Origin of the sequence: Bacillus kalamii (genome assembly GCF_047238185.1) — a bacterium.
Taxonomy (GTDB): domain Bacteria; phylum Bacillota; class Bacilli; order Bacillales; family DSM-1321; genus Bacillus_AD.
This window is the reverse complement of the sequence record NZ_JBDFMI010000001.1, coordinates 1,960,086-1,980,817: the sequence shown is the minus strand read 5'-3', so window position 1 is coordinate 1,980,817 and position 20,732 is coordinate 1,960,086. Positions and strand designations below refer to the sequence as shown.

The 20,732-nt window shown below is 39.1% G+C and carries 24 protein-coding genes, 1 pseudogene and 1 riboswitch; of the genes and pseudogenes, 16 read left to right on the top strand and 9 right to left on the bottom strand.

Annotation, left to right across the window (positions count from 1 at the left end; all coding sequences use genetic code 11):
• The first annotated feature begins 9 nt into the window (after nucleotides 1-9).
• Both ABC357_RS09940 and ABC357_RS09935 read left to right on the top strand, forming a co-directional pair.
• Complete coding sequence (locus tag ABC357_RS09940) at nucleotides 10-1,200, top strand: MFS transporter (RefSeq protein ID WP_412887349.1); 1,191 nt, start codon at nucleotides 10-12, stop codon at nucleotides 1,198-1,200.
• 97 nt (nucleotides 1,201-1,297) lie between these two features.
• A complete protein-coding gene (locus ABC357_RS09935; protein WP_412887348.1) occupies nucleotides 1,298-2,485 on the top strand; it encodes an ROK family protein in 1,188 nt (395 codons plus the stop codon).
• Nucleotides 2,486-2,608: 123 nt separating this feature from the next.
• Here ABC357_RS09935 and ABC357_RS09930 read toward each other — a convergent pair whose 3' ends face one another.
• Entirely contained in the window at nucleotides 2,609-3,109 is a 501-nt protein-coding gene (locus ABC357_RS09930; RefSeq protein WP_412887347.1) for a hypothetical protein, read from the bottom strand.
• A 302-nt stretch (nucleotides 3,110-3,411) separates the two neighbouring features.
• Nucleotides 3,412-3,500, top strand: a riboswitch (TPP riboswitch).
• Nucleotides 3,501-3,582: 82 nt separating this feature from the next.
• Here ABC357_RS09930 and thiW point away from each other — a divergent pair.
• Nucleotides 3,583-4,081, top strand: a pseudogene (gene thiW, locus ABC357_RS09925) (energy coupling factor transporter S component ThiW).
• A gap of 144 nt (nucleotides 4,082-4,225) precedes the next feature.
• On the opposite strand, the gene ABC357_RS09920 reads toward thiW, so the two are convergent.
• Nucleotides 4,226-4,954, bottom strand: a complete 729-nt coding sequence (locus ABC357_RS09920; protein WP_412887346.1) for a GntR family transcriptional regulator — start codon at nucleotides 4,952-4,954, stop codon at nucleotides 4,226-4,228.
• A gap of 148 nt (nucleotides 4,955-5,102) precedes the next feature.
• Between ABC357_RS09920 and ABC357_RS09915 the strand changes: the two genes are divergently transcribed.
• Both ABC357_RS09915 and ABC357_RS09910 read left to right on the top strand, forming a co-directional pair.
• Nucleotides 5,103-6,089 carry an ADP-ribosylglycohydrolase family protein gene (locus tag ABC357_RS09915; protein WP_412887345.1) on the top strand — a complete coding sequence of 329 codons (987 nt, stop codon included), beginning with the start codon at nucleotides 5,103-5,105 and terminating at the stop codon, nucleotides 6,087-6,089.
• Nucleotides 6,090-6,093: 4 nt separating this feature from the next.
• Nucleotides 6,094-6,996, top strand: coding sequence for a PfkB family carbohydrate kinase (locus tag ABC357_RS09910; protein WP_412887344.1), 903 nt, complete (start codon nucleotides 6,094-6,096; stop codon nucleotides 6,994-6,996).
• A 168-nt stretch (nucleotides 6,997-7,164) separates the two neighbouring features.
• On the opposite strand, the gene ABC357_RS09905 is transcribed toward ABC357_RS09910, so the two are convergent.
• Nucleotides 7,165-7,341 (bottom strand): DUF4083 family protein, encoded by a 177-nt coding sequence (locus tag ABC357_RS09905; RefSeq protein WP_412887343.1) that lies wholly within the window; start codon nucleotides 7,339-7,341, stop codon nucleotides 7,165-7,167.
• A 137-nt stretch (nucleotides 7,342-7,478) separates the two neighbouring features.
• Here ABC357_RS09905 and ABC357_RS09900 point away from each other — a divergent pair, with 137 nt between their 5' ends.
• A complete protein-coding gene (locus ABC357_RS09900) occupies nucleotides 7,479-7,892 on the top strand; it encodes an RDD family protein (RefSeq protein ID WP_412887342.1) in 414 nt (137 codons plus the stop codon).
• Nucleotides 7,893-8,060: 168 nt separating this feature from the next.
• Nucleotides 8,061-8,348 carry a hypothetical protein gene (locus ABC357_RS09895; RefSeq protein ID WP_412887341.1) on the top strand — a complete coding sequence of 96 codons (288 nt, stop codon included), beginning with the start codon at nucleotides 8,061-8,063 and terminating at the stop codon, nucleotides 8,346-8,348.
• Between the two features lie 32 nt (nucleotides 8,349-8,380).
• On the opposite strand, the gene ABC357_RS09890 is transcribed toward ABC357_RS09895, so the two are convergent.
• The 3 genes from ABC357_RS09890 to ABC357_RS09880 are packed head-to-tail and all read right to left on the bottom strand — an operon-like array spanning nucleotide 8,381 to nucleotide 11,014.
• Nucleotides 8,381-8,701 (bottom strand): hypothetical protein, encoded by a 321-nt coding sequence (locus ABC357_RS09890; protein ID WP_412887340.1) that lies wholly within the window; start codon nucleotides 8,699-8,701, stop codon nucleotides 8,381-8,383.
• 40 nt (nucleotides 8,702-8,741) lie between these two features.
• Nucleotides 8,742-9,020 carry a hypothetical protein gene (locus ABC357_RS09885; RefSeq protein ID WP_412887339.1) on the bottom strand — a complete coding sequence of 93 codons (279 nt, stop codon included), beginning with the start codon at nucleotides 9,018-9,020 and terminating at the stop codon, nucleotides 8,742-8,744.
• A 44-nt stretch (nucleotides 9,021-9,064) separates the two neighbouring features.
• Nucleotides 9,065-11,014 carry an AMP-binding protein gene (locus tag ABC357_RS09880; protein ID WP_412887338.1) on the bottom strand — a complete coding sequence of 650 codons (1,950 nt, stop codon included), beginning with the start codon at nucleotides 11,012-11,014 and terminating at the stop codon, nucleotides 9,065-9,067.
• Nucleotides 11,015-11,180: 166 nt separating this feature from the next.
• On the opposite strand from ABC357_RS09880, the gene ABC357_RS09875 reads away from it, so the two are divergent.
• Nucleotides 11,181-11,621: a hypothetical protein gene (locus tag ABC357_RS09875; RefSeq protein ID WP_412887337.1), complete on the top strand. Its 441-nt coding sequence runs from the start codon at nucleotides 11,181-11,183 to the stop codon at nucleotides 11,619-11,621.
• A 68-nt stretch (nucleotides 11,622-11,689) separates the two neighbouring features.
• Here the strand turns inward: ABC357_RS09875 and ABC357_RS09870 are convergent, their stop codons facing one another.
• Complete coding sequence (locus ABC357_RS09870) at nucleotides 11,690-12,568, bottom strand: YihY/virulence factor BrkB family protein (protein ID WP_412887336.1); 879 nt, start codon at nucleotides 12,566-12,568, stop codon at nucleotides 11,690-11,692.
• 267 nt (nucleotides 12,569-12,835) lie between these two features.
• On the opposite strand from ABC357_RS09870, the gene ABC357_RS09865 reads away from it, so the two are divergent.
• From ABC357_RS09865 to ABC357_RS09835, 7 genes are all read left to right on the top strand, one after another.
• Entirely contained in the window at nucleotides 12,836-13,165 is a 330-nt protein-coding gene (locus ABC357_RS09865; RefSeq protein ID WP_412887335.1) for a PadR family transcriptional regulator, read from the top strand.
• Between the two features lies 1 nt (nucleotide 13,166).
• On the top strand, nucleotides 13,167-13,856 hold the full coding sequence (locus ABC357_RS09860; protein WP_412887334.1) for a DUF1129 family protein: 690 nt from the start codon (nucleotides 13,167-13,169) through the stop codon (nucleotides 13,854-13,856).
• Nucleotides 13,857-13,905: 49 nt separating this feature from the next.
• Entirely contained in the window at nucleotides 13,906-14,226 is a 321-nt protein-coding gene (locus tag ABC357_RS09855; protein WP_412887333.1) for a MazG nucleotide pyrophosphohydrolase domain-containing protein, read from the top strand.
• A gap of 261 nt (nucleotides 14,227-14,487) precedes the next feature.
• On the top strand, nucleotides 14,488-14,994 hold the full coding sequence (gene sigV / locus ABC357_RS09850) for an RNA polymerase sigma factor SigV (RefSeq protein WP_412887332.1): 507 nt from the start codon (nucleotides 14,488-14,490) through the stop codon (nucleotides 14,992-14,994).
• A gap of 1 nt (nucleotide 14,995) precedes the next feature.
• Nucleotides 14,996-15,886, top strand: a complete 891-nt coding sequence (gene rsiV / locus ABC357_RS09845) for an anti-sigma-V factor RsiV (RefSeq protein ID WP_412887331.1) — start codon at nucleotides 14,996-14,998, stop codon at nucleotides 15,884-15,886.
• 208 nt (nucleotides 15,887-16,094) lie between these two features.
• Nucleotides 16,095-16,394 (top strand): hypothetical protein, encoded by a 300-nt coding sequence (locus ABC357_RS09840; RefSeq protein WP_412887330.1) that lies wholly within the window; start codon nucleotides 16,095-16,097, stop codon nucleotides 16,392-16,394.
• Nucleotides 16,395-16,598, top strand: a complete 204-nt coding sequence (locus ABC357_RS09835; RefSeq protein ID WP_412887329.1) for a helix-turn-helix transcriptional regulator — start codon at nucleotides 16,395-16,397, stop codon at nucleotides 16,596-16,598. It abuts the gene before it with no gap.
• 287 nt (nucleotides 16,599-16,885) lie between these two features.
• Here ABC357_RS09835 and ABC357_RS09830 read toward each other — a convergent pair whose 3' ends face one another.
• Nucleotides 16,886-17,311 (bottom strand): hypothetical protein, encoded by a 426-nt coding sequence (locus ABC357_RS09830; protein WP_412887328.1) that lies wholly within the window; start codon nucleotides 17,309-17,311, stop codon nucleotides 16,886-16,888.
• A gap of 348 nt (nucleotides 17,312-17,659) precedes the next feature.
• On the opposite strand from ABC357_RS09830, the gene ABC357_RS09825 reads away from it, so the two are divergent.
• Complete coding sequence (locus tag ABC357_RS09825) at nucleotides 17,660-19,078, top strand: M1 family metallopeptidase (protein ID WP_412887327.1); 1,419 nt, start codon at nucleotides 17,660-17,662, stop codon at nucleotides 19,076-19,078.
• Nucleotides 19,079-19,240: 162 nt separating this feature from the next.
• On the opposite strand, the gene ABC357_RS09820 is transcribed toward ABC357_RS09825, so the two are convergent.
• Entirely contained in the window at nucleotides 19,241-20,494 is a 1,254-nt protein-coding gene (locus ABC357_RS09820) for an aminopeptidase (RefSeq protein ID WP_412887326.1), read from the bottom strand.
• Between the last annotated feature and the right edge of the window lie 238 nt (nucleotides 20,495-20,732).

Genomic DNA, 20,732 nt, shown 5'->3' with positions numbered 1-20,732 from the left:
GTGGTATTAATGAAAAAAATGGTTGCGGTTTATTCAGTGGCTTTTGCTGCTTTTTTAGGGCCATTCAGTCAATCAATCTATGCACCCATTCTGTCTGATGTGGCTTCCTATTTCAATTCTCCTCAATTGTTTGTGAATGCTAGCTTGTCCATTTATACCTTTTTTTTGGCCATCATGCAAATCGTTTATGGCCCGCTTACTGACCGTTTCGGCCCCAGGAAAGTATTGATTCCTGGGGTGGCTATTTATATTATTGCCTCGATGGGTTGTTATTTTTCAACTTCCATTTATCCCTTTTTAATATTTCGGGGCATTCAAGCGAGCGGGATTGCAGTAGGTACTGTTGCTTCGGTGGCTATAATTGCCGAATTGTGCGAAGGTAAACAGCTTGGAAGGGCGATGGGAACCTATCAGATGCTTGTCTCATTGGGGCCTGTATTAGGGCCTGTTTTCGGAGGGATTATATGGGGATCGTTCGGCTATAGTGCAATCATTAGTTTGCTTATAGCCTTGGGGGCCCTTGCCCTTGTGCTAAACGCCTATTTTGTAAAAGGAAATGCAGTTGTTAAAAATGCCGGCGGTTTAAAATGGTCTATGATAAAGAACATCGTCAGCAATAAGATTGGGATTTCCATTATCAGTCTTGGATTTATTCAATATTATACGTTTTTCTCATTTCTAGTCTTTTATCCGATGATATTGATGGAACGTTACGGTTTAACAACCGTCGAAAAAGGGCTGGTATTCTTGCCGTTATCAGGCTGTATTGTATTAGGGAGTTTTATAGGTGGGAAATTGGCAGGGAAAATAAGGACGCCGCGCTTTTTAATCATGATTTCTTTCTTGAATGTACTTGCGATTTTGATTAGCGTAGGCAGTTTATACATTTCTTTCTATTTAACGATCGTCTGCAGCTCGGCTTTCGGTTTGTGCTTGGGGATGTCATTGCCTGTGCAAACAATCATGCTTTCCCAAGAATTTTTGAATGAACGGGCAACATCTGTAGGCATCTATAACTTTTTCAGATTTTTAGGGATCGCTGTCAGTCCTGTGATTGGGGGATTTTTATATGAAAAGGGAAATGTTTTATTACTGTTTGGTGTGATATCTCTCATTTTCTGTATAATTGTATGTATGATCAGGTTGAATTTTAAAAAGGTACAAAATGGACAAAAAGAAGTAAAACAAATGATCGTCTGATTGTACATGGGAAATGAGATCAAAGCAGTTTTGCATCTATTGCCGCAGACAAAATGGACTGAATTCCATATATTGGAGGGGGAGGGGTGAGGAATGGATGTTTAAACCTTTTTTAGAGGATTTCACGATTAAGAATAAAGCCTTGAAAGATATATATTATTATATCCTGAAGAATGGGCCGGTAACTAAATTAGAATTGATGGATACTATTCAATTAAAACAAACCACTGTAAAAGATAAAATGGAAGAGTTGTTGAGTAAAAAATATATAAAAGAGAATGGCCATGGGAAATCCACCGGAGGCAGGCCGCCTGTCCTTTATACTATTGAACCAAGATCAGCCTTTATCATAGGCATTCAGATTTCCCGTTTGGAGACGAATGTAATATTGGTCGATATGCAGCTTGCCACTATTGAACAAGAATCCTTTTTGTTGTCATCGTTGCATACCCCTTCAATCGTATTAAGTAAAATAAAGGAGATCATTTTGTCCTTTATCGATAAATATGAGATTCCTTTTGAGAAGCTGCTTGGAATCGGAATCGGTTCAATCGGGCCGCTCGATAGAAAGCAAGGGATTATTCACCAAATGGAATCACCGCTAGCTCCAGGCTGGGAAAATATCAGGATTGCTGAAATACTGAGTGCAGAAATCCCAGTGAAAATAATGTTGGAGAATCTAGTAGAGACTGCTGTTTTGGCGGAAGCAAACCATTTTTCAATTCCGGCAGGCGATATACTGTATTGTATCAGCGGAAGAGGGTTTGGATGCGGAATTATGTCAAACGGAGAATTGATAAGAGGCAAAAATGGTGATACAGCCCGATTCGGCCATATGATTATCGAGGTGAATGGGCGTGAATGTTCCTGTGGGAAACAAGGATGCTTAATTGCGTATACGTCTCCATATGCCATTATTGAAAATATGAGAAAGAATAACCCTAAAATGAACTCATTTGACACAGCGTTTGAAAATGCCCAAATTGATGATGTGATTGCCTTTCTCAAACAGGAAAAATCGATGGTTGAATCGTATGTCATGGAATCCGCCTATTATTTAGGTATTGGCATAGCGAATATGGTCACTATGTATCAATCTGAATATGTTATATTGGAGGGACCGTTATTATCCGGTTACCCCGATTATTATGAGAAAACGGTGGAATCGGCTCGGAACTTTTTGGACAGGCGGGAGAAGATCACGTTTAGTAGAGGAAAGCTAGGTGAAAAGACGCCTGCACTAGGAGCAGCATTATTGATTCAAGATTCATACTTTTCTATTTAGAGTATTTTCTCTGGAAATACTCTAAATAGAAGCCGATACTTGCATTCTCCTTATTTCCTTAGCTTTATAACATCTAATCAACTGATTGATTCCTGAGCTTATAAGGGGTTAGGGTATATCAGCCTAGAAAGGCTTTAAAGAAAAACTGATTTCACCGAGACCGCCATTATCAGTGGTAGCTACTACACGATAATGTCCGACAACACTATTAGGTTGGAATAGGAGCCTCTCTACTAATCTTTTACCAGGCGAAACAGATTGAAAGAAAAGTAGCTTATCATTAGGATCAAAGAGTTTAAAGTCGAATGCAATATCCCCTTGGTTTACTAATTGAAATATCAATGCTTCCATTTTGTTTGGGGATTGAAAATACATTTTCCATTCAGCACCGAACTTGTTATCTATATAACTCGCTAATTCTGGAGCCTTTATTGCTCCATAATCTCCTATGGCATCATTCTGTACAGTGACAGTATACGGCTCCTTTTTTTCTTTTTTCTTTTGCTTAACAACTGAGACTTCGGAAGAATGATCCCCTTTATCAGATTCAGAACGGAAAATGGATACCGCTGCTAACAAAATAATACCAATCATGAAACTGTACAACACTATTTTCAATTTCATAAAAACTCCTTTTTCCATTTTGTGTAATTTTATATACGAATCGTATCATTTTTAGTAATCCTTATCAATCCATAAAGAGACTCCGATTGTTTTGCCGTAAATCGAAAAAAGTCGGTTAAGAACTAGTATATAAAATGTTCCCCCCTTGTTTTTTTGAGAAGTAGTAGGAGGATGATACCATCAAGATAATCGTTATATATTATCATGATGGTTGATTTGGTCATATCTGTGTTGCAAAGCTGATATCTTTACTGGGAAAAATGACGCATTAATAAAGATTTCTTTGCCGCAAAACTTCATATCTGTTCTACTGGGGGCGCCGTATGGCTAAGATGGACCCTTTGCACCTGATCCAGTTAGCACTGGGTTAGGAAAGTAGTTTTCGGAGGGAATGTTATTTTTCTCATGTGCCGCTGTCCTCATAAGGAGAGCGGTATATTTATTGACATCAAGGTAAAAGTAAGGGGATTTAGATGGAAAAAACGGAAAAAATGACACTTACGGCTTTAATAGCAGCATTGATCAGTATATCGACCAGCTTTATTTATATTCCCGTTGGCTTCGCAAAGATTTTTCCGATCCAGCATTTGGGCCAATATGCTGTCAGCTGTCCTTATCGGGCCTTGGTATGGACTGGTACAGGCATTTCTTTCATTCATGTTTCGAAATGTAATGGGAACAGGTAATTTCTTCGCATATCCCGGCAGTATGATAGGAGCCTTTCTGGCAGGCGTTTTGTTTTCTAAGACAAAGAAAGTAGGGAATGCTGCACTTGGTGAAGTAGTTAGGACGCGGATTATCGGAGCGGTGGCCACATATCCGCTGTCAACACTATTGCTTGGAAAGGAGAGTACCATATTTGGGCTAATTCCCGCTTTTTCAATTAGTTCCTTTACTGGTGCTTTGATGGGGTATGGGTTATTACAATTATTGGTTAAAAATAAAGTGGTTATTCATAAGGAGAAAAGGTAGCGGGATTCCTGCCTGGGTGGGAATAGATATTGTTATTTTCTAACTTTGATTGATCAGGTTCAGGATGATACATGGAGTTTATTTAAAACCTACTAATTTTTCATTTAATAGAATAATAAAAAAGCAATGCTGGATGCACTGCTTTCACCTGTTATAATTTTCCGCAAAATAGCCGATGACATCGCTTTTTAAATAGGTTTCATATAGTTCAAACGGTATTTCTTTGCCCTCTTTTATGCTAAAAGAGGTTGCGTTCAGTTTTAATAACGGATGGTTTTTGCTGCAGCCAAGAAGGGAACAGATTCGATCATTTCCGTTTTCTGCCGTGATAAATTGTGAGGCTTTTGTCATGTTCAATTGATAAAACTCTTTTAAAATGGTGTAAAGCGAGTTTTTGCCGACATCGAAATAATCCAATTTAGGAAACAGCTTGCAAGGAAGGATGGATGTATTGATGCATAGTGGCTCATCATCCGCAAAATAGAGGCTTTCAATCACAAAAACATCTTCCTCCTCGCTCATATTCAATCGGTCCGCCATTTGTTTGGATGGCTTTGTCACTTGCTGTGAGAGCAATTGTTTCGAAGCTGTTTTACCTCGCAAAGAAATCATTTCTGTGTAACTATGGATGGTGCTCAGCCCTTGTGGTATATCATTAGATGAGACAAAGCTTCCTTTTCCTTTTTGTTTGTACAGATAATGGTCTTTTACAAGTTCATCAATGGTTTTCCGTATGGTCACTCTACTGACACCATAGTCTTTACACAGTTTGTTTTCCGAAGGGATGACCTGATGCGGTTTCCATTCATTGTTGTTTATTTTCTGTATCATATCTTGTTTGATTAATTCGTATTTTGGTAAGTGGTTTTCCATTGTTTTAACCTCAATATGTATTGTTAAACAATAGTATACCAAACCATCCTCTTATAATGATATATTGACATAATATTTGTAAGCGAATACAATACGAGTGCAAGCTGTTATTACAAGTTGTATTGAAATTGTTTTGAGGTGAGAATAGATGAAGAATAAAATGGCTGGAGCTTTATATGGGATGGCACTTGGCGATGCGATGGGCATGCCATCGGAGCTATGGGGCAGAAATCGGGTCAGAAATTATTTTGGTAAAATAGAATGCTTTTTGGATGGACCGAAGGAAAATGAAGTAGCCTGCAATTATACGCGCGGCCAATTTACGGACGATACTGGGCAAGCACTTGTTATACTGGATTCATTGATGGCAACGGGTTTTAAACCGGTTCCCGCTCATATAGCAGAAAAATTGCTTGAATGGGCAGATAAAGAGAACGCCTTTGAGAATAATATTCTCGGTCCGACTTCAAAGGTGGCACTTCAGTCTTTTCGTGAAAACAAAGACGCGAAGACATTTACTGATCAAGCACTTTCGAATGGTTCGGCTATGCGAATCGCCCCGATCGGCTGTTTGTTTCATCCGGAAGAAAAAGAAAAGCTAGCGAACTATGTGTATGATGTTTCACAGGTTACCCACACAAGTGACATCACTATTGCTGGTGCAGCTATGATAGCGATGGCTGTTTCATCGGCTATTGTGAATGCTGATTTTCAAACCGTTTTGGAGGATGCCTATGCAATAGAGCCTATCGCTAGAATTCTTGGTGCGGAAACATATAGCCCTTCCTTAACAGCTCGAACCAGACTGGGCATTCAACTGGCCGATGAACATAAAGGAAATGATGTTGACTTCTTGGATAGCATCTATGATTTGATAGGAGCTGGCGTCAACATCAGTGAATCAGTGCCTGCAGCCCTTGCTATTGCATATTATGCGCAAGATGCCAATTCATGTTCATTATTGTGCGCCAATCTGGCGGGCGATACAGATACGATCGGAGCAATGGCGACAGCTGTATGCGGTGCTTTTACAGGCGTGGATAAGATAAGAGAAGACTATATCGAAGTATTAGAGAAAGAGAATGATACGGACTTTGGGTTATATATCGATTCATTAATGGGCGCGAGGGGGTAATGACGTGAAATCCTTACTTATTGGAGCAGCAGTAGTGGATATCATTATGCGAATACCTAAATTGCCTGAAAAAGGCGGTGACATATACTGCAGCGGTAAACATGTAACCGTTGGCGGCTGTGCCTTCAACGTGGCCAATATCTTGCGCGGATTTAACGTTGAATACAGTTTGTTAGTTCCTGTTGGCGAGGGAATGAATGCTTCCATTGTTAGAAAGGGCATTGAGGAAAATGGCCATCAGATTCTCATCTATGATCCTGAGATGGATAATGGGCAATGCCTATGCCTCGTTGAAGATGATGGGGAAAGAACGTTCATAACGACGTTAGGCATCGAGGGACATTTTAAGAAAGAATGGCTTGAGACTATTATGGGAAGCGACTATGAAAATATCTATTTCGATGGGTACCAGATGTGCAGCGATGGTGCTGCATCCATTGTGGAATGGCTTGAAAAGCAAGCTGATAAGCGGCTCTTCTTTGCTCCTGGCCCTGTCATACAATCAATCGATAAAGAGTTGATGGAAAGAATTTGTGCCCTTCATCCGATCGTCCATTTAAATGAAAGGGAAGCGCAATTATTCACCGGTCAGACTGAGATAGAGTCTGCAGTTCAGCAGTTATTCAATCATAGTCAAAATAAACTATTTGTGACACTTGGTGCGGAAGGTACACTGTTTTATGATGGCTGTGAAATGATGAGAATCGAAGGGGAATCTGCGGCTGCGGTCGACACAATCGGTGCGGGAGACAGCCATGTAGCGGCCATTATGGCAGCTTTGTCCTTAGGATATAATGATATACAGGCATGCTCAATTGCCAATAAGGTAGCTGCTAAAATGGTTCAAACAGAGGGGCCAACATTAAGGCAGCAAGATTTCGACCGAGACTTTTTCTTGGCTATATAACCATTCATCAATAACTAATGTTTTTGGCATTTTTGATAAAAATAAAAAAACTCCCTTACTCATACTCATACATCTTGAAGGATAGAGAGTACAGTTAGGGAGTTTTTTGTTGAATATCTCTATTGATCTATTCTTATTGCCAAGAAACAACGCTAGTACATGTGTTGATCACTGCTGCTTTTTTTCTAGCAATTCAATGATTCTATCCATTTTTTTGTCCAGGGCAGCAGCGTTATGCTTGTTTGTTGTTTGTTTGCGGAAGAGGCTGATTAGGGCAATGATCATAGAAATAATGAATAACAGGATTAGCAGCTGAAAAAGGATATCACCAATATTATCATTCATGCAGAATCTCCTCCTTACCATTACTGTAACATAATTGCCAATTTCAGGTATATAAAGAGCTGATAAATAGATAATTCAATTTTTATACATTAGTTACATAATTATGCTACACTACTATGTGTTTGAGGAGGGATATTATGCATAATACAGTAGGTTTTTGGAAACGATTATTGGCGATGATTTTGGATGGTGTCATTATTACACTTCCGCTGACAATCATCAGTTATTTATTTACCGGTGATTGGGATGAAAGCGATCTGGCTAGTTTCATTGATTTTCTCATTTCCTTCATTTTACCGATTGTATGGTTCGGTTATACAGTGGGAAAAAGAATTGTCGGCATACGGATTGCCAGAGTGGATGGACGAAAAGTCGGGATTGGAACTATGCTCTTAAGACTTGTTGTCTCTTCGCTCGTCTACATACTGACATTCGGTATTGGATTCATCATCAGTGCGTTTATGGTCGGGCTCAGAAAGGATCATCGAGCAATCCATGATTTCATTGCAGGGACATATGTGACGGACGATTTACCTGGTAAAAGAATATAAAAAGAAGCCATTGTTGGTACGGCAATGTAGAATGACGCTATCCACAATGGCTTTTTTTATAATTTGTCCCATTTTATAGAAATAAAAGAATAAAGTGAGAGTTGTACATGGCCATTCCCGATTATATAGTTAGAGTGTACTGTTCATTCATAAATGTAGGAGGATGTAATGGATTCGAAAACGGCCGCTTCTGGTGAAAAAGAAAAAAAGATGGTTAAAATGACTAAATGGGCTAAATATATACATTGGGCTTTCATTTACTTGTATGCTATATATCAAATTTTAGCCAATACATTCTTAAATGGGGATACTTCAACCTTCCATTTGGTCGTAGATCCACTTTCCGATTTTTTAATGGTAATGTTTGTTTTAGGGTTTATCGCAAGAGGGGTCATCTTTGCAATAAAACAGAATTCTTCAGGGCGATTGCCACATAAAAAGACAGAAGGGAAGTGAATTTTCTCTTCTGTCTTTTATATGTTCTTCTTTTATGATACCTTTCGTTTCTTAGAGAAAAGTCCTGCACAAACTAAGAAAAGGCCGACTGCTAAGCAAATGAAGAAGGCAAATATACTGTTCCTATTAGCTGTTTCGTATTTAAAAGCGTTAACCAAATAGAGTATATAAAGATGGTTGACAAGGTACGCAATTAACGGCGATATGAATAGGATGGTGGCAACTCCTGATAAAAGGAGAGTTTTCTTTTTCCTGCTAACATGGTAGGCGAATGCATAATAGGCAATTCCTATTAAGAGGACGATTGTTAACGTGAATACAACCAAATACGGAACTATACCGATTATGACCATACACTCCATCCTCCCATACACGTATTGTATGCATGCTGTTTTATATATGTCTATTCTTGTCTTTCATAAACATGCCAATGAGGATCATGATGATTCCGGCTATGCAGCTGGCCAACCAGCCTAAATAGGCGCCAGCAATTCCGGCAAAACCATCATCGTAGACAAGGATAAAGGCAAAACCCGATGAAAATCCGATAATGAAAGACAGCAATACAATGGTGGTGACGCCTATGAAAAGCAGGATTTTACGTTTTCGCCCAGTGTTTTTTTTGAAAGCCATATATATGGCAGTAAGGCAGAGTAGAGTCAAGAAAATCATAGATACCGCTTCCTTCTATAGTAAGGTTACAATATTCTATGTTGTTATTCCGAATGTGACATATCAGCATTCAAAGCGGCTATAGCACGCAGTGAATCAGGATTGTCCAGTGCTGAAAGATCTCCAGTAGGCTGGTGAAGATATGCGGCTTTAATCATTCTGCGCATCACTTTTCCATTCCTTGTTTTCGGCAGTTGATCAACAAAATGGATCTGTGATGGCTTCAATGCTTTACCCAGCGAATAGGCAACCGCTTTCTCTAATTCTTCTTTTAAACTATCGAGTGGAACAGGGTGATTAACAACGGCGAAGCAAAGTGCTGTTTCACCTTTTATCTCATGAGGCACTCCGATACATGCGCTTTCAATGACGTTCGGATGTTCGACCAGAATGGATTCCATTTCTGCCGGTCCTAATCGTTTGCCGGCAACATTCAAAATATCATCCGATCTTCCGGTTATGGTCCAATACCCTTGCCCGTCGCGAATGACCCAATCACCATGAACCCAAGTTTTGGGGAACACATTCCAGTATGCTTGTTCAAATCGGTCATTTTCTTTCCAAAAGCCCGCTGTCATGCCGACCCAAGGCTGTTTAATAACTAATTCGCCGACTTCATCCACAACAGGTTGAGCTTCAGGCGAATAAACATCCACATCCATGCCGGGAAGAGGAGAATTAAAGGTTATTGGAGTGATCGGCTTAAGCATGACATTGCCGAGTATTCCACCGGAAATCTCTGTTCCGCCGGAATAATTAATGATAGGTATTTTTCGCTTGCACACATGAGTGAACAACCACATCCATGGATCGGGATTCCATGGTTCTCCGGTAGAACCGATTGCTTTCAGGCGGGTAAGGTTATGATGTTGTATGGCTTCCGGGCCATGTGTCATGAGTGAGCGGACGAGAGTAGGAGAGATGCCCAGTTGGGTAACATGCTGCTGGTCGCAAATCTTCCATAGCCTGTCATGCGAAGGATAGTCCGGTACACCCTCGAAAAGCAGTATCGCCGCTCCATTTACGAGTCCTCCAAAAACCATGAATGGCCCCATCATCCAACCCATATCGCTATACCAGAATAAAGTATCGCCTTTTGTAACGTCCATGCAGAGAGCTGCATCCAGTGCAGCCTTCACAGGAAAACCGGTATGGGTGTGAACGGCTCCCTTTGGTTTTCCTGTCGTTCCGGAGGTGTATAAAATCATGAGAGGATCGTTGCTGTCCATTTGTTCTGTTTCGACTTTAGTAAATGTTTGCGGAAATGAGTGCCATGGGATGTCCCGTTCAGGGTCCAATTGGCTGTCTTGGTCACAGTTGGCGATAATTACCCTTTGGATACTTGCACAGGCTGCTGCAGCTTTGCCGGCTTCTTGCATCATATTGATTTTTTTGCCGCGCCGATAGTAGGATTGTGCGGTGATGAGGTATTTGGACTTGGCGGCATCTATTCTGGTGGCAACTGCTTCTGCTCCATACCCGGAGAAGACTGGGGAAAATATGCATCCTATTTTCGCTAAAGCAAGCATGCTGATAACTGTTTCGGGTATCATCGGCATATAAATCGTAGCAATATCCCCTTTTTCCATGCCGATTCCTTTAAAGGCGGCGGCAGCCCTATTTACTTCTTTTTGCAGCTCGGCAAATGAAAAACGGCAATGGTTCTGTTCTTGGTCGCCCTCCCAAATAAGGGCCGTATTGCCAGCGGTTTCAGGATGTGACGCCCATTTTCCAAGGACATTCGTGACGATATTCATCTGGCCATTCCTGAACCATTGCGGATACATCCAATCTTCTTCAATTGTTAAAGCGCTTTCATATTTTCTGTGCCATTTTAAATCAAGCAATTGTTCTGCTTCACTCCAAAACCATTGGATATCGGCAATCGATTTTTCGAAAAAATCGTCGTAATCCCCAAATCCGAGTTGATTCATCCAGCGGTATAGGCGGGTCTTTTTTACCTTTTCATCCGGGAACCAAACAGCTTCCTTCATGATTCCATTCCCCTTCCTTTATATGTAATGTTCTGACAATTAGTATAACATACAAAAGATGGAAACGTGTGGAGGATGGATTTTGGCCTATTGTTGAATGATATATGACATAAACATACAGACAAAAGGGATGTGTGGTAATATATGTAAAAGGGTGGTGAGGGGAATGAAAAGGAATAAGCTGTTGTTCCTTTTTTTATTAGTATTGGCGGGCTGCAGTTATTCCGAAAATGTAGGTGACTTTAAAATGCTGAACAAGGCAGTGGAGAATGAGCATATTACGATTAAGGAATTAGCATTCGAACAAGAAAAAATGAATAACCTTTATCCAAATTTACATACTACTGGTATAGAAGAGGGGATTTCCCTGTTTAATATGGATGAAAATAATAGTTATCTTCTTTTTAATAGTAAAGTCGTTCACTATGACAATTTTTCTTTCCATATAAAAGATAGGAAACTCGTGATAGCTTATACATCCACTAGTCATATAAGTGGCGGAGAACAGTCTTTTTTCAAAATTACAAAACGTACTATTCAAGCTTTTGATACCATTGTTTTAATTAATAATGGAGAAACGGATTCTTTTCAAATGGTATACGCCTGAGGATTACAAGAAGAACCATGGAGAAGGGAGGCTATAATAAATAGCCTCCCTTCACGTGCTTCTTTTCATTATGTTAGCTTCTGCTCATTGGCGTAGCGGGTTTGGTTATAATGGACCTTCTCGGTTCGATCAAGGATTTTGTGCTTATATAATAAAGCATTGATTTCTCCTCCTATGACAAAAACAAGTCCGGTGAAATAAAGCCAAAGCATGAGTACAATGACTCCCCCTAAGCTTCCGTATGTGGATGCATAATTGGAGAAATGCGTTACATAGAATGAGAACGCCAATGACAGAACTAACCACAGCACAGTCCCGATGAAAGCGCCCGGTAAGACGTGCTTGAATGGATACCGTTTATCAGGGGCGAAGAAATAAAGGAACGCCAATATGATCACCATGACAGCCACTGCCACAATCCAACGCAGTATACTGAATAGTAGATGTGCTTCAGAGGAAAGCGGCGTTAATTTTTCGATTGCTTCGATAAGAACATTCCCGAATACAGGAAGAACCAGCACAATAATAAAAGCGGCGATTAATCCTATTGTTAACAGAACGGAGATGAGTTTCGATTTAATGAAGCTTCGCGATTCCTTTACTTCAAAGGAAATATTTGAACTATGGATAAATGAATTCATTCCCTTGCTTGCCGACCATAATGTGGCCAAAATACCGAAAGTCAAGATTCCGCCATTCCGATTCTCAACAATTTTTAATATATTATCTTCCAATAAGGAAACGGTTTGACCAGGCATCAGTTTTTCCATTGCTGAAATAACCTGATCTGAAGTTAAAGATAAATAAGGGATCACTGATAAAATAAGGATCATCATTGGAAATATGGCCAATGTATAATAATAGGATTGTTCTGCTGCCAATCCAGTTGCCCTATCTTCTTTCATTTTTAAGCTTAATTCTTTTGAAAAAAGGATTAATTTGTGCATAAAGATTATTCACACCTTTCGTAATTCCTCCTAGGAGACCGTTTGGTGGTTTCCATTAAGAGATTGCTTATGTCTCTTTTCCCAAAAATGTACGTTACTAACCAGGTAAAGGCTATTTTTCTTCCCGTTGACCATATAATTAGCCATTCCTTCAGACAGGTTGACATATAAAAATGAATTCCATATACTAATTATAACTATCTTGTATAACAAAGTAGTTCTCTTGACTTTTACTATCTTGTATAACCAAATAGAGGCGGGTGAATCATGGGCAACAGCAGAAGCCAGTTACTGAAAGGGGTATTGGATGCTTGTGTTATGGCTGTAATCAAGGAGGAGCCGGTTTATGGATATGAGCTGTCCCGAAAGCTGAAATCAGTAGGGCTGCCTTCAATAAGCGAGGGAACCATTTATCCCATTTTATTACGGCTGCAAAAAAAACAATGGATTACGAGTGAACTAAGGCCGTCGCCATCCGGCCCAGACCGGAAATATTATGATTTAACTGAGCGAGGAAGAGATGAGTTGGAAAACTTATCAGAAGAGTGGTGCTTGATTGCAGCGCCGGTGAGCAAATTATTAAGGAGGGAAGAGTGAAATGAGGAAAACGGTCGATCTGGTTCAATTGAATAAAGAAAAAAGGGAGTTGCTTTTACCTGACAACAAGCAACTATATGAAGAATTTGTTGTCTATATCCGCAGTGATCTCCGAATTGATGATCAGGCAGCGGAAGAGCTGCTGATGGATCTGCTCGATCATCTTCTGGATGCACAGCGGGAAGGCGGTTCGGGCAAAGCCCTATTTGGGAATTATCCAAAACAATATGCTGATGAACTAATTGCAGCCCTTCCAACTGAAAAAAAGAGAGATGTACTCTTTTTTGTCACTTCGCAAGTATTCATGCTGCTTTCCTTGTTCTCCTTGATAAATGGAGCAGTATTGTTACTTCTTCCATTCATAACGCCTATTAAGGTTCGTTTCTTTTTGGGAAGCGGTTTGCTGCAAATCGGTTTCATTTTGTTCATAATTGCGGTTTGCGTGATAATGATTTTCAAAGTGATCCGGGAAAGCATTTTTAGGGATAGACGAAATAAAGTGAAAGCTTATCTGCTTTCGGGAGGGATCGGTGCAGTATTATTTGCTCTCAGTTTTGCGGCCGGCAAAGCCATTCCTTCTTTTGGCCCTGAGGTCACTTTTCATTGGTGGTTTTATTTTCTTTTGGGCGCCGTACTATACATGGCAAAAAAAGTAATTGATCGCACCCAAGATAAGCGGGCTGCCTTATAATGAATAGGAGTGTAACTCTAAAAAAGTAAGATGGCAAAGGAGAATGGGGATGGAACTGAAAGAGTTTCAACAATGGGTAAAGGACTATTATAACGAGCGGGGATGGTCGGAACTGGATATCTTTATCAGAATAGGCTTTTTGGCTGAAGAGACTGGTGAAGTAGCTCGGGCAATCAGAGCTTTGGAAATAGGGCGTGACCGTCCTGATGAAGAAGAAGGCACCATCATTCAGCAAAAACAGGACCTGATTGAAGAATTAGGGGATGTGCTCGGAAATGTGATTGTCATCGCCAATAAATACGATATTCCTTTAGAGGACATTTTTAGAGCGCATAAAGATAAACTTCAAAGCCGCTACATAATGAAATAAAAAAGATGATCCCTTAGCCATAGCGGCTGGGGGATTTTTTGTTCATATTATTTCCAAATAGTAAGCAGTACAGTTCGTTTTCCTCTTTTATGATTATAGACGGGAGTGCCTGCCAATCAGAATGCATCCCATGTTTCAGATTATACTAGGTGTAGGAATGAACGTTTCTTTAGAACGAATTTAAAACTTTTTTTAGATACTGTCCGTTTATTATATAGCAGTGATCATTTTGAGAGAGGGATCGAGAAGGGGTTTTGCAAAATGAAAGATCCATATATGGAGGAAATCTTTATTCCTTTTGTTCTAGAGCATAAGGAAAACATGTACCGACTAGCCTATAGTTATGTAAAAAACAAAGAAGATGCATTGGATATCGTGCAGGATTCCATACAAAAAGCCATTGTAGCCATTCAGAATAAAAAGCGGCCTGAATACGTGAAAAGCTGGCTTTACCGTATTGTAGTCAACACGTCCATCGACTTTTTGAGGAAACAAAAAAGAGTGGATGTGGTCGATGATGACACATTGCAATCTTATAGCCCTGGAACGAAGGACACATACGAAAACATCGACTTGGAAAACGCCATGGCGGAACTGCCCGAGAAGTACCGGATTATCGTCATTCTCAAATTCTTTGAGGATTTAAAGCTGGAAGAAATCGCGAGTGTGTTGGATATAAATCAAAACACCATAAAAACCAGGCTATACAAAGCATTGAGAATGCTGAGAGTAACACTAAAAGAGGAATATTGTTTCCAGGAGGAATAGAATGATGGATCATAAAATAGATCATTTAAAGAATGAGTATATGAATATCCCGATACCGGATGAGTTAGATGCAGTAGTGAATAAAGCGTTATCGACTTATACAAAGAAAAAGAAAAGAAAACCCGCTGCTTATTTTTGGAGTGCTGCAGCTGCAGCTGCCATCGTGTTTATGTCTGTCATAAATATATCGCCTGCGGCAGCCAAGTCATTATCCGATGTGCCGGTGATCGGTAAATTAGTGGAGGTGCTGACCTTCCGCGAGTATACCTATAATGATGGAAATTATGAAGCGAATATTAAAGTGCCAGCCATTGATCATCTGGCAAATAAAACGCTGGAAAAAGCCCTTAATGAAAAATATGTGAATGAGAACAAGCAGCTCTACAAAGATTTCCAAAAAGAGATGGATGAGTTGAAGAAACAAGGAGGGGGCCATTTAGGAGTGGATTCCGGATATCATGTCTTGACAGACAATGACAGCATCCTTTCCATTGGACGATATACAGTCAATACGGTTGCTTCTTCTTCAACAGTGATGAAATATGACACGATTGACAAAAAGAATCAAATCCTAATAACCTTGCCGAGTCTATTCAAAAATGACCAATATGTCAAAGCAATCAGCGATAACATCATAGCTCAGATGAAAGAACAAATGAAGGCAGATTCAAATAAATACTATTGGGTCTCCGAAGAAAAGGATGGCGATTTTACTGACATCTTTAAAACAATCAAAAAGGATCAAAACTTCTACATCAACAATGAGAATAAATTGGTCATTTCTTTTGATAAATATGAAGTAGCACCGGGATACATGGGCATCTGCGATTTTGTAATCCCTACTAACGTAATCAACAAGCTGCTTGTCAGCCATGAGTATATCAAAAAATAGACATCATACAGATGCAGGAGTGAAGGGAAAAGAGACCATTTGAAAACAATGGGTCTCTTTTTATGTAGCGGTATTTTTAACGATTGTTTTTTAGTGAAAACTTTATAGAATAATTTCGAAATGTAAAAAGTATTTGACATATTGGGTGCTAATGCTATAATCAAAAATGTAAAATACTTTTTACATTTTTGATTAGGAGGAAACTAATATGGATTGGGTTAAAATGGTGTATTCAGTCATACTGTTAGTGTGCGGAATTTTGCTTTTTGTTGCCCTCTTTTCCAAAAAGGGTGATGAAAGAAGGAAATTCATCAACGCGAAAGCTCAATCATATGCATTTATCGTCGTTATAGGTATGTTGCTTTTGGAAGTTGTTCAGTCAATTTATCATACTGTTCAGGGGGATTCATATACTGGTAATGGAATTTCTCCGATCACTTTTCTGACGGTGATTGCAATTATTTATGTGGCATCATTACTAATTTACAGGAAAAAATATGGAGACTAAATGAAGAATCACATTAAGGAATTAAGAAAATCAGCTAAATTATCCCAGGAAGAATTAGCTACACTATGTAAGGTATCCAGACAAACAATTAATGCAATTGAGAATGAAAAATATGACCCTACTTTACAATTAGCATTTGACATAGCTTCTGTATTGAATACCACAGTTGATGCCCTTTTTATCAGTGTTTCCAGTAGAAAGTGATAAATGGACCTTATATCGAGGTCTATTTATACACTCCTCAACAGTCCTGTCATTTGATTTTTGTCACGTTGAAATAAGCATTAATTCTACTCGTTCATTAAATGGTTACGTTCCTAATTCGTGCTAAGGAGCCAATACTTCACCCGTTTTTACGATAACCAGAACCGAAAAATGGCTTGTTAGTCATAGCATGGAACGAATACCCTCTACCATAAACGCATCCAAAACCACAAGCGAATCGGGATCCACGAATGCTTGTGGGAAATAGCTGTCATTTTGTCTGCCTTTCATTTAGAACGAACTATTTCTTTGTAGTGCTGCAAATGGATACCGATATGGCCAATCCCCAAAATAGCAACAGAAATCATCATCCAAATAACCTTTCCGTACACACCGAGCAATAGAAAGGCGATTACAGGAAGTGTCGCACCCACAACTGGTATGCATAGAAAACGGCTGTAAAAATCCGTTAATGATCGATTGCTTCTAAAATAACGAACCCACCAACATTCATATAGGATCATTAGAATGATTGCTGCTATTAACCACCAAGACCAATTTGACCATGCATGTAGATTAAAATCTAAAAATATCAAAGCAGTGCAGGTAACAAAGACTTGTCCTTCAAACAACAAGAATCCTTTTCCTTCCTTTCGATAGCTATATCCATTTGGCTGATTCTTTGTCCAAATTACATTTGGAATAATCAGCATAAGTAAAAAAACAATCCTATATATGAAAATCCAAGATGTCCAAGCCTATTATTACTCACTATCCTTTCTTAGAAAGGCCTTTCCTTCTTCGCACCATTCCAATAATACATGATAGGTTCTGATACAAACCTTTACCCAAAGCAGACCTTATGATGCGAGATGAGTGAAGGAGTAATGAGACTGTATCGAGTGAATGAAGTTAGGATGGTATCACCTATCTATTAACTGCTTAATGACAAGGATTTGAACGATTAAAGGAAGGATTTTACCATTTTTTGCAGTATTATTCATTTAGGAAATCCATTGATGACATACTCGTAAAGGAGGGCTAGTATCAAGAGAATCATTATGATAGGAATGTTAATAGCCATAACCATCTCAATTTGGCAGATCGGAAGAAATGGAATAAAAGAAAATGAAAACCCAGACACACCTACACGTAAAGAAGTAAATCATTTTTCACCTGAAAACGTCAATCCAGGCAGTGAAGCGAAATATGAAATCACTTTAGATATGGACCAAAAAAATATATTTAAAGCCCGTTCAACGACCTATATAAAAAACATATCAGTTGATAAATGGAGTAAACTAGTTTTTTATTTTATTCCAAATATGTTCACCAAAGAGAATTCACCCCAATTGAAGAATCCATCTACTGTTAAAATGGAGAGCATCAAATTAAATGGAAAAACGGCTACTTTTACTCTTGAAAAGGATACAATTTCGGTTCTTTTAAAGGAAGCTTTGCTTCCGAATAGCACCATAAAAGTGGAAATCCAATATGCATTTACACTTCCAAAAGAAGGATTACGATTCAACAAAAATGAAAAAAATTATTTCTTAGCCCAATGGTATCCGATGGTTGCTACGTATCGTGACCATAAATGGAATAAAGAAGAATACAGATTTAAAGGAGAAACCTATCATACTTCATATAGCCGTTTTAAAATCAAGTATAAGTTAAACAATGATTTATCTCTCATTTCATCAAGTGATAATGAAACACTTCCAGTTAAAAGGGAAGGTATTCTATATGGAGAAAACATCAAAGAGTTTTTTATCGCTTTATTGGAACACCCTAATGTCATTGAAAAAAAGGTTGATGAAACAACCATAAGAGTCTTCGGGGTAGATGAAAGTGCGAATTTGCATAAAGAAATCAGTGAGGTTGCCAGCAAAGCATTTGTTTACTTTCAAGACATAATTGGGCCTTATCCTTATAAACAATTGGATATAGTCTTAGATGAAATGGGAATGGAGTACCCAGGGATAGTAACTGCTCATTCAATTTATAATGGTCGTCCATTAAACTCAGAAGCTTTAAAGAGAATAATTGTCCATGAAATTGCACATCAATGGTTTTATGGAATGATTAGTAATGACCCCTTTAATGATGCCTGGTTGGATGAAGGTCTAGCTGAATTTTCTAAGGAACTATTTTATGCAAATGTTAAAAAGAAAGAAATTCATGTAAATGATTATCAAAAGGGATTACTGAAGGAATTGCCACTTCCTGTGAATTTACCTTTAGATCAATATGGTGCCACCGCACAAAGTTCCTATATATATGGTAAATCAGTAATCTTCTTAACAAAGATATTTCAAGATCATGGCGGCAGAAAAAAGGCTGAAGCCTTTTTAAAAGCCTACTATGATCATTATCGATATAAAGAAGTGAATACGAAAGAATTCAGCAGATTCTTAACGTATTTTTTGCACTTAAAGAATACCGCCTATTATAAAGACTGGCTTTCCGTAGACGAATAGTGAAAAGAACTAGCCGATTTTAAGAATAAGACATGAACGAATGCCATGGCGATCGCTCATACGAATAGGTTTTAAACCAAGAATCTATGGTCAGGCTTTCCGTTTCCTTGCAATGATTCACCTCTTTGTAGAGTAAACCGGTCCCTTATCTAGTTGGCCAAATTAGAATTGGAAATCTCCATCCTTCATTAGAAGCACTTCAGGTTCATCTTCTTTCATACCGACCACTTTCATATCTTCGGTTCCAAAGGTTATATTGACTAACAGGAGTGAAGTATTAAGGCCTGCTTCCTTCAACTCTTCCTCCGATAGGCTGCTGCCCTTTTGAAGGTTGGAAGGGGATGCGTTTCCGATTCCGATATGGCAGGCCGTATTTTCATCAAACAAGGTGTTATAAAAGAGCGTATCTGACATAGAAAGAGGAGAATCGTTAGAGACCAGGGCAATTTCACCTAGATAATGTGAACCCTCGTCTGTTTCGATGAGACTTCGTAATGCTTCTTGACCGGTGGCTGCAAAATAGTCAATGATTTGTCCATCTTTAAAGGTAAGGTGAAAATCGTCGATGATACATCCCCCATAGATCAGCGGTTTAGTAGCTACTAGTTTGCCATTTACCCTACTTTTATGGGGTGCGGAAAAAATTTCTTCCGTGGGGATGTTCGGAAAGAACGGTATTCCCTTTGTGTCAATAACACCCCCGCCGATATAGCGGTGGTTTTTAGGCATGCCGACCAATAAATCAGTTCCTATGCTATTTGTAAAATGCAGGGTGTGAAACTGGCTGTCATTTAGGTATTTTTTTCGCGATTCGAAGGCCCTGCCATGATTTTCCCAGTCTATTATAGGATTTTTCCCATCTGCCCGAGATCCTTGCAGGATTAATCTCCATAATGATTGCAGGGCTGCTTCTTTACTTAAGTGGGGAAATACTTTAGTTGCCCATGCTAAGCACGGGACTGCTAGAAGACACCAGCGTACCTCATGGGATCTAATCTTTGCGTGATAAGCCTTCAACTTGGTACGGGAAGCCTTTTGAAAACGAGTTATCCGGTCTGGGGAAACATGCTTAAAGACATCTATATTTTCAGAGATAATATGGATGTAAGCAGCCCCTTCATCTTCCCACTCCTTAAAGCGTGCAGCTTGCCAGTCGGGAAAGTGATCGATGGCATCATCTGCTGCATGTAAATAAAAGTCTTTGGCAGACTGTCCATCTGTCCAATCGATAAATACATTTGAAGCCCCCGCCTCATAGGCTGCTGTTTGGATTAACCGGGCAAAAGCAGCATTCTCTATGTCGCTATGAATAATCACTAATTGATTCTTTTGCACATTTACACCTGCCCGTACAGCAAGCTCCGCATACTGTTTCAACTGTTCATTGCTAACAAGCGCATATATCCCTTTCATCATCACATATTCAACTCTTTACTTTTTATTCCATTTTACCATAATAAATTGCTTATTTATCCATGTCATTCATTTCATATCAAAGGAGCCAAATAAAAATGCTTTATATATTGAGGGAGTTCAATAAGTGGTTATATGGTAAAACAAAGTGATTATCAAGAATGGCTAACAAAAATAGAGCTATCATAAAAGCAACTATAGAAAGTAAAATCTTACGTAATAAACTTGTTTTCATATTTCT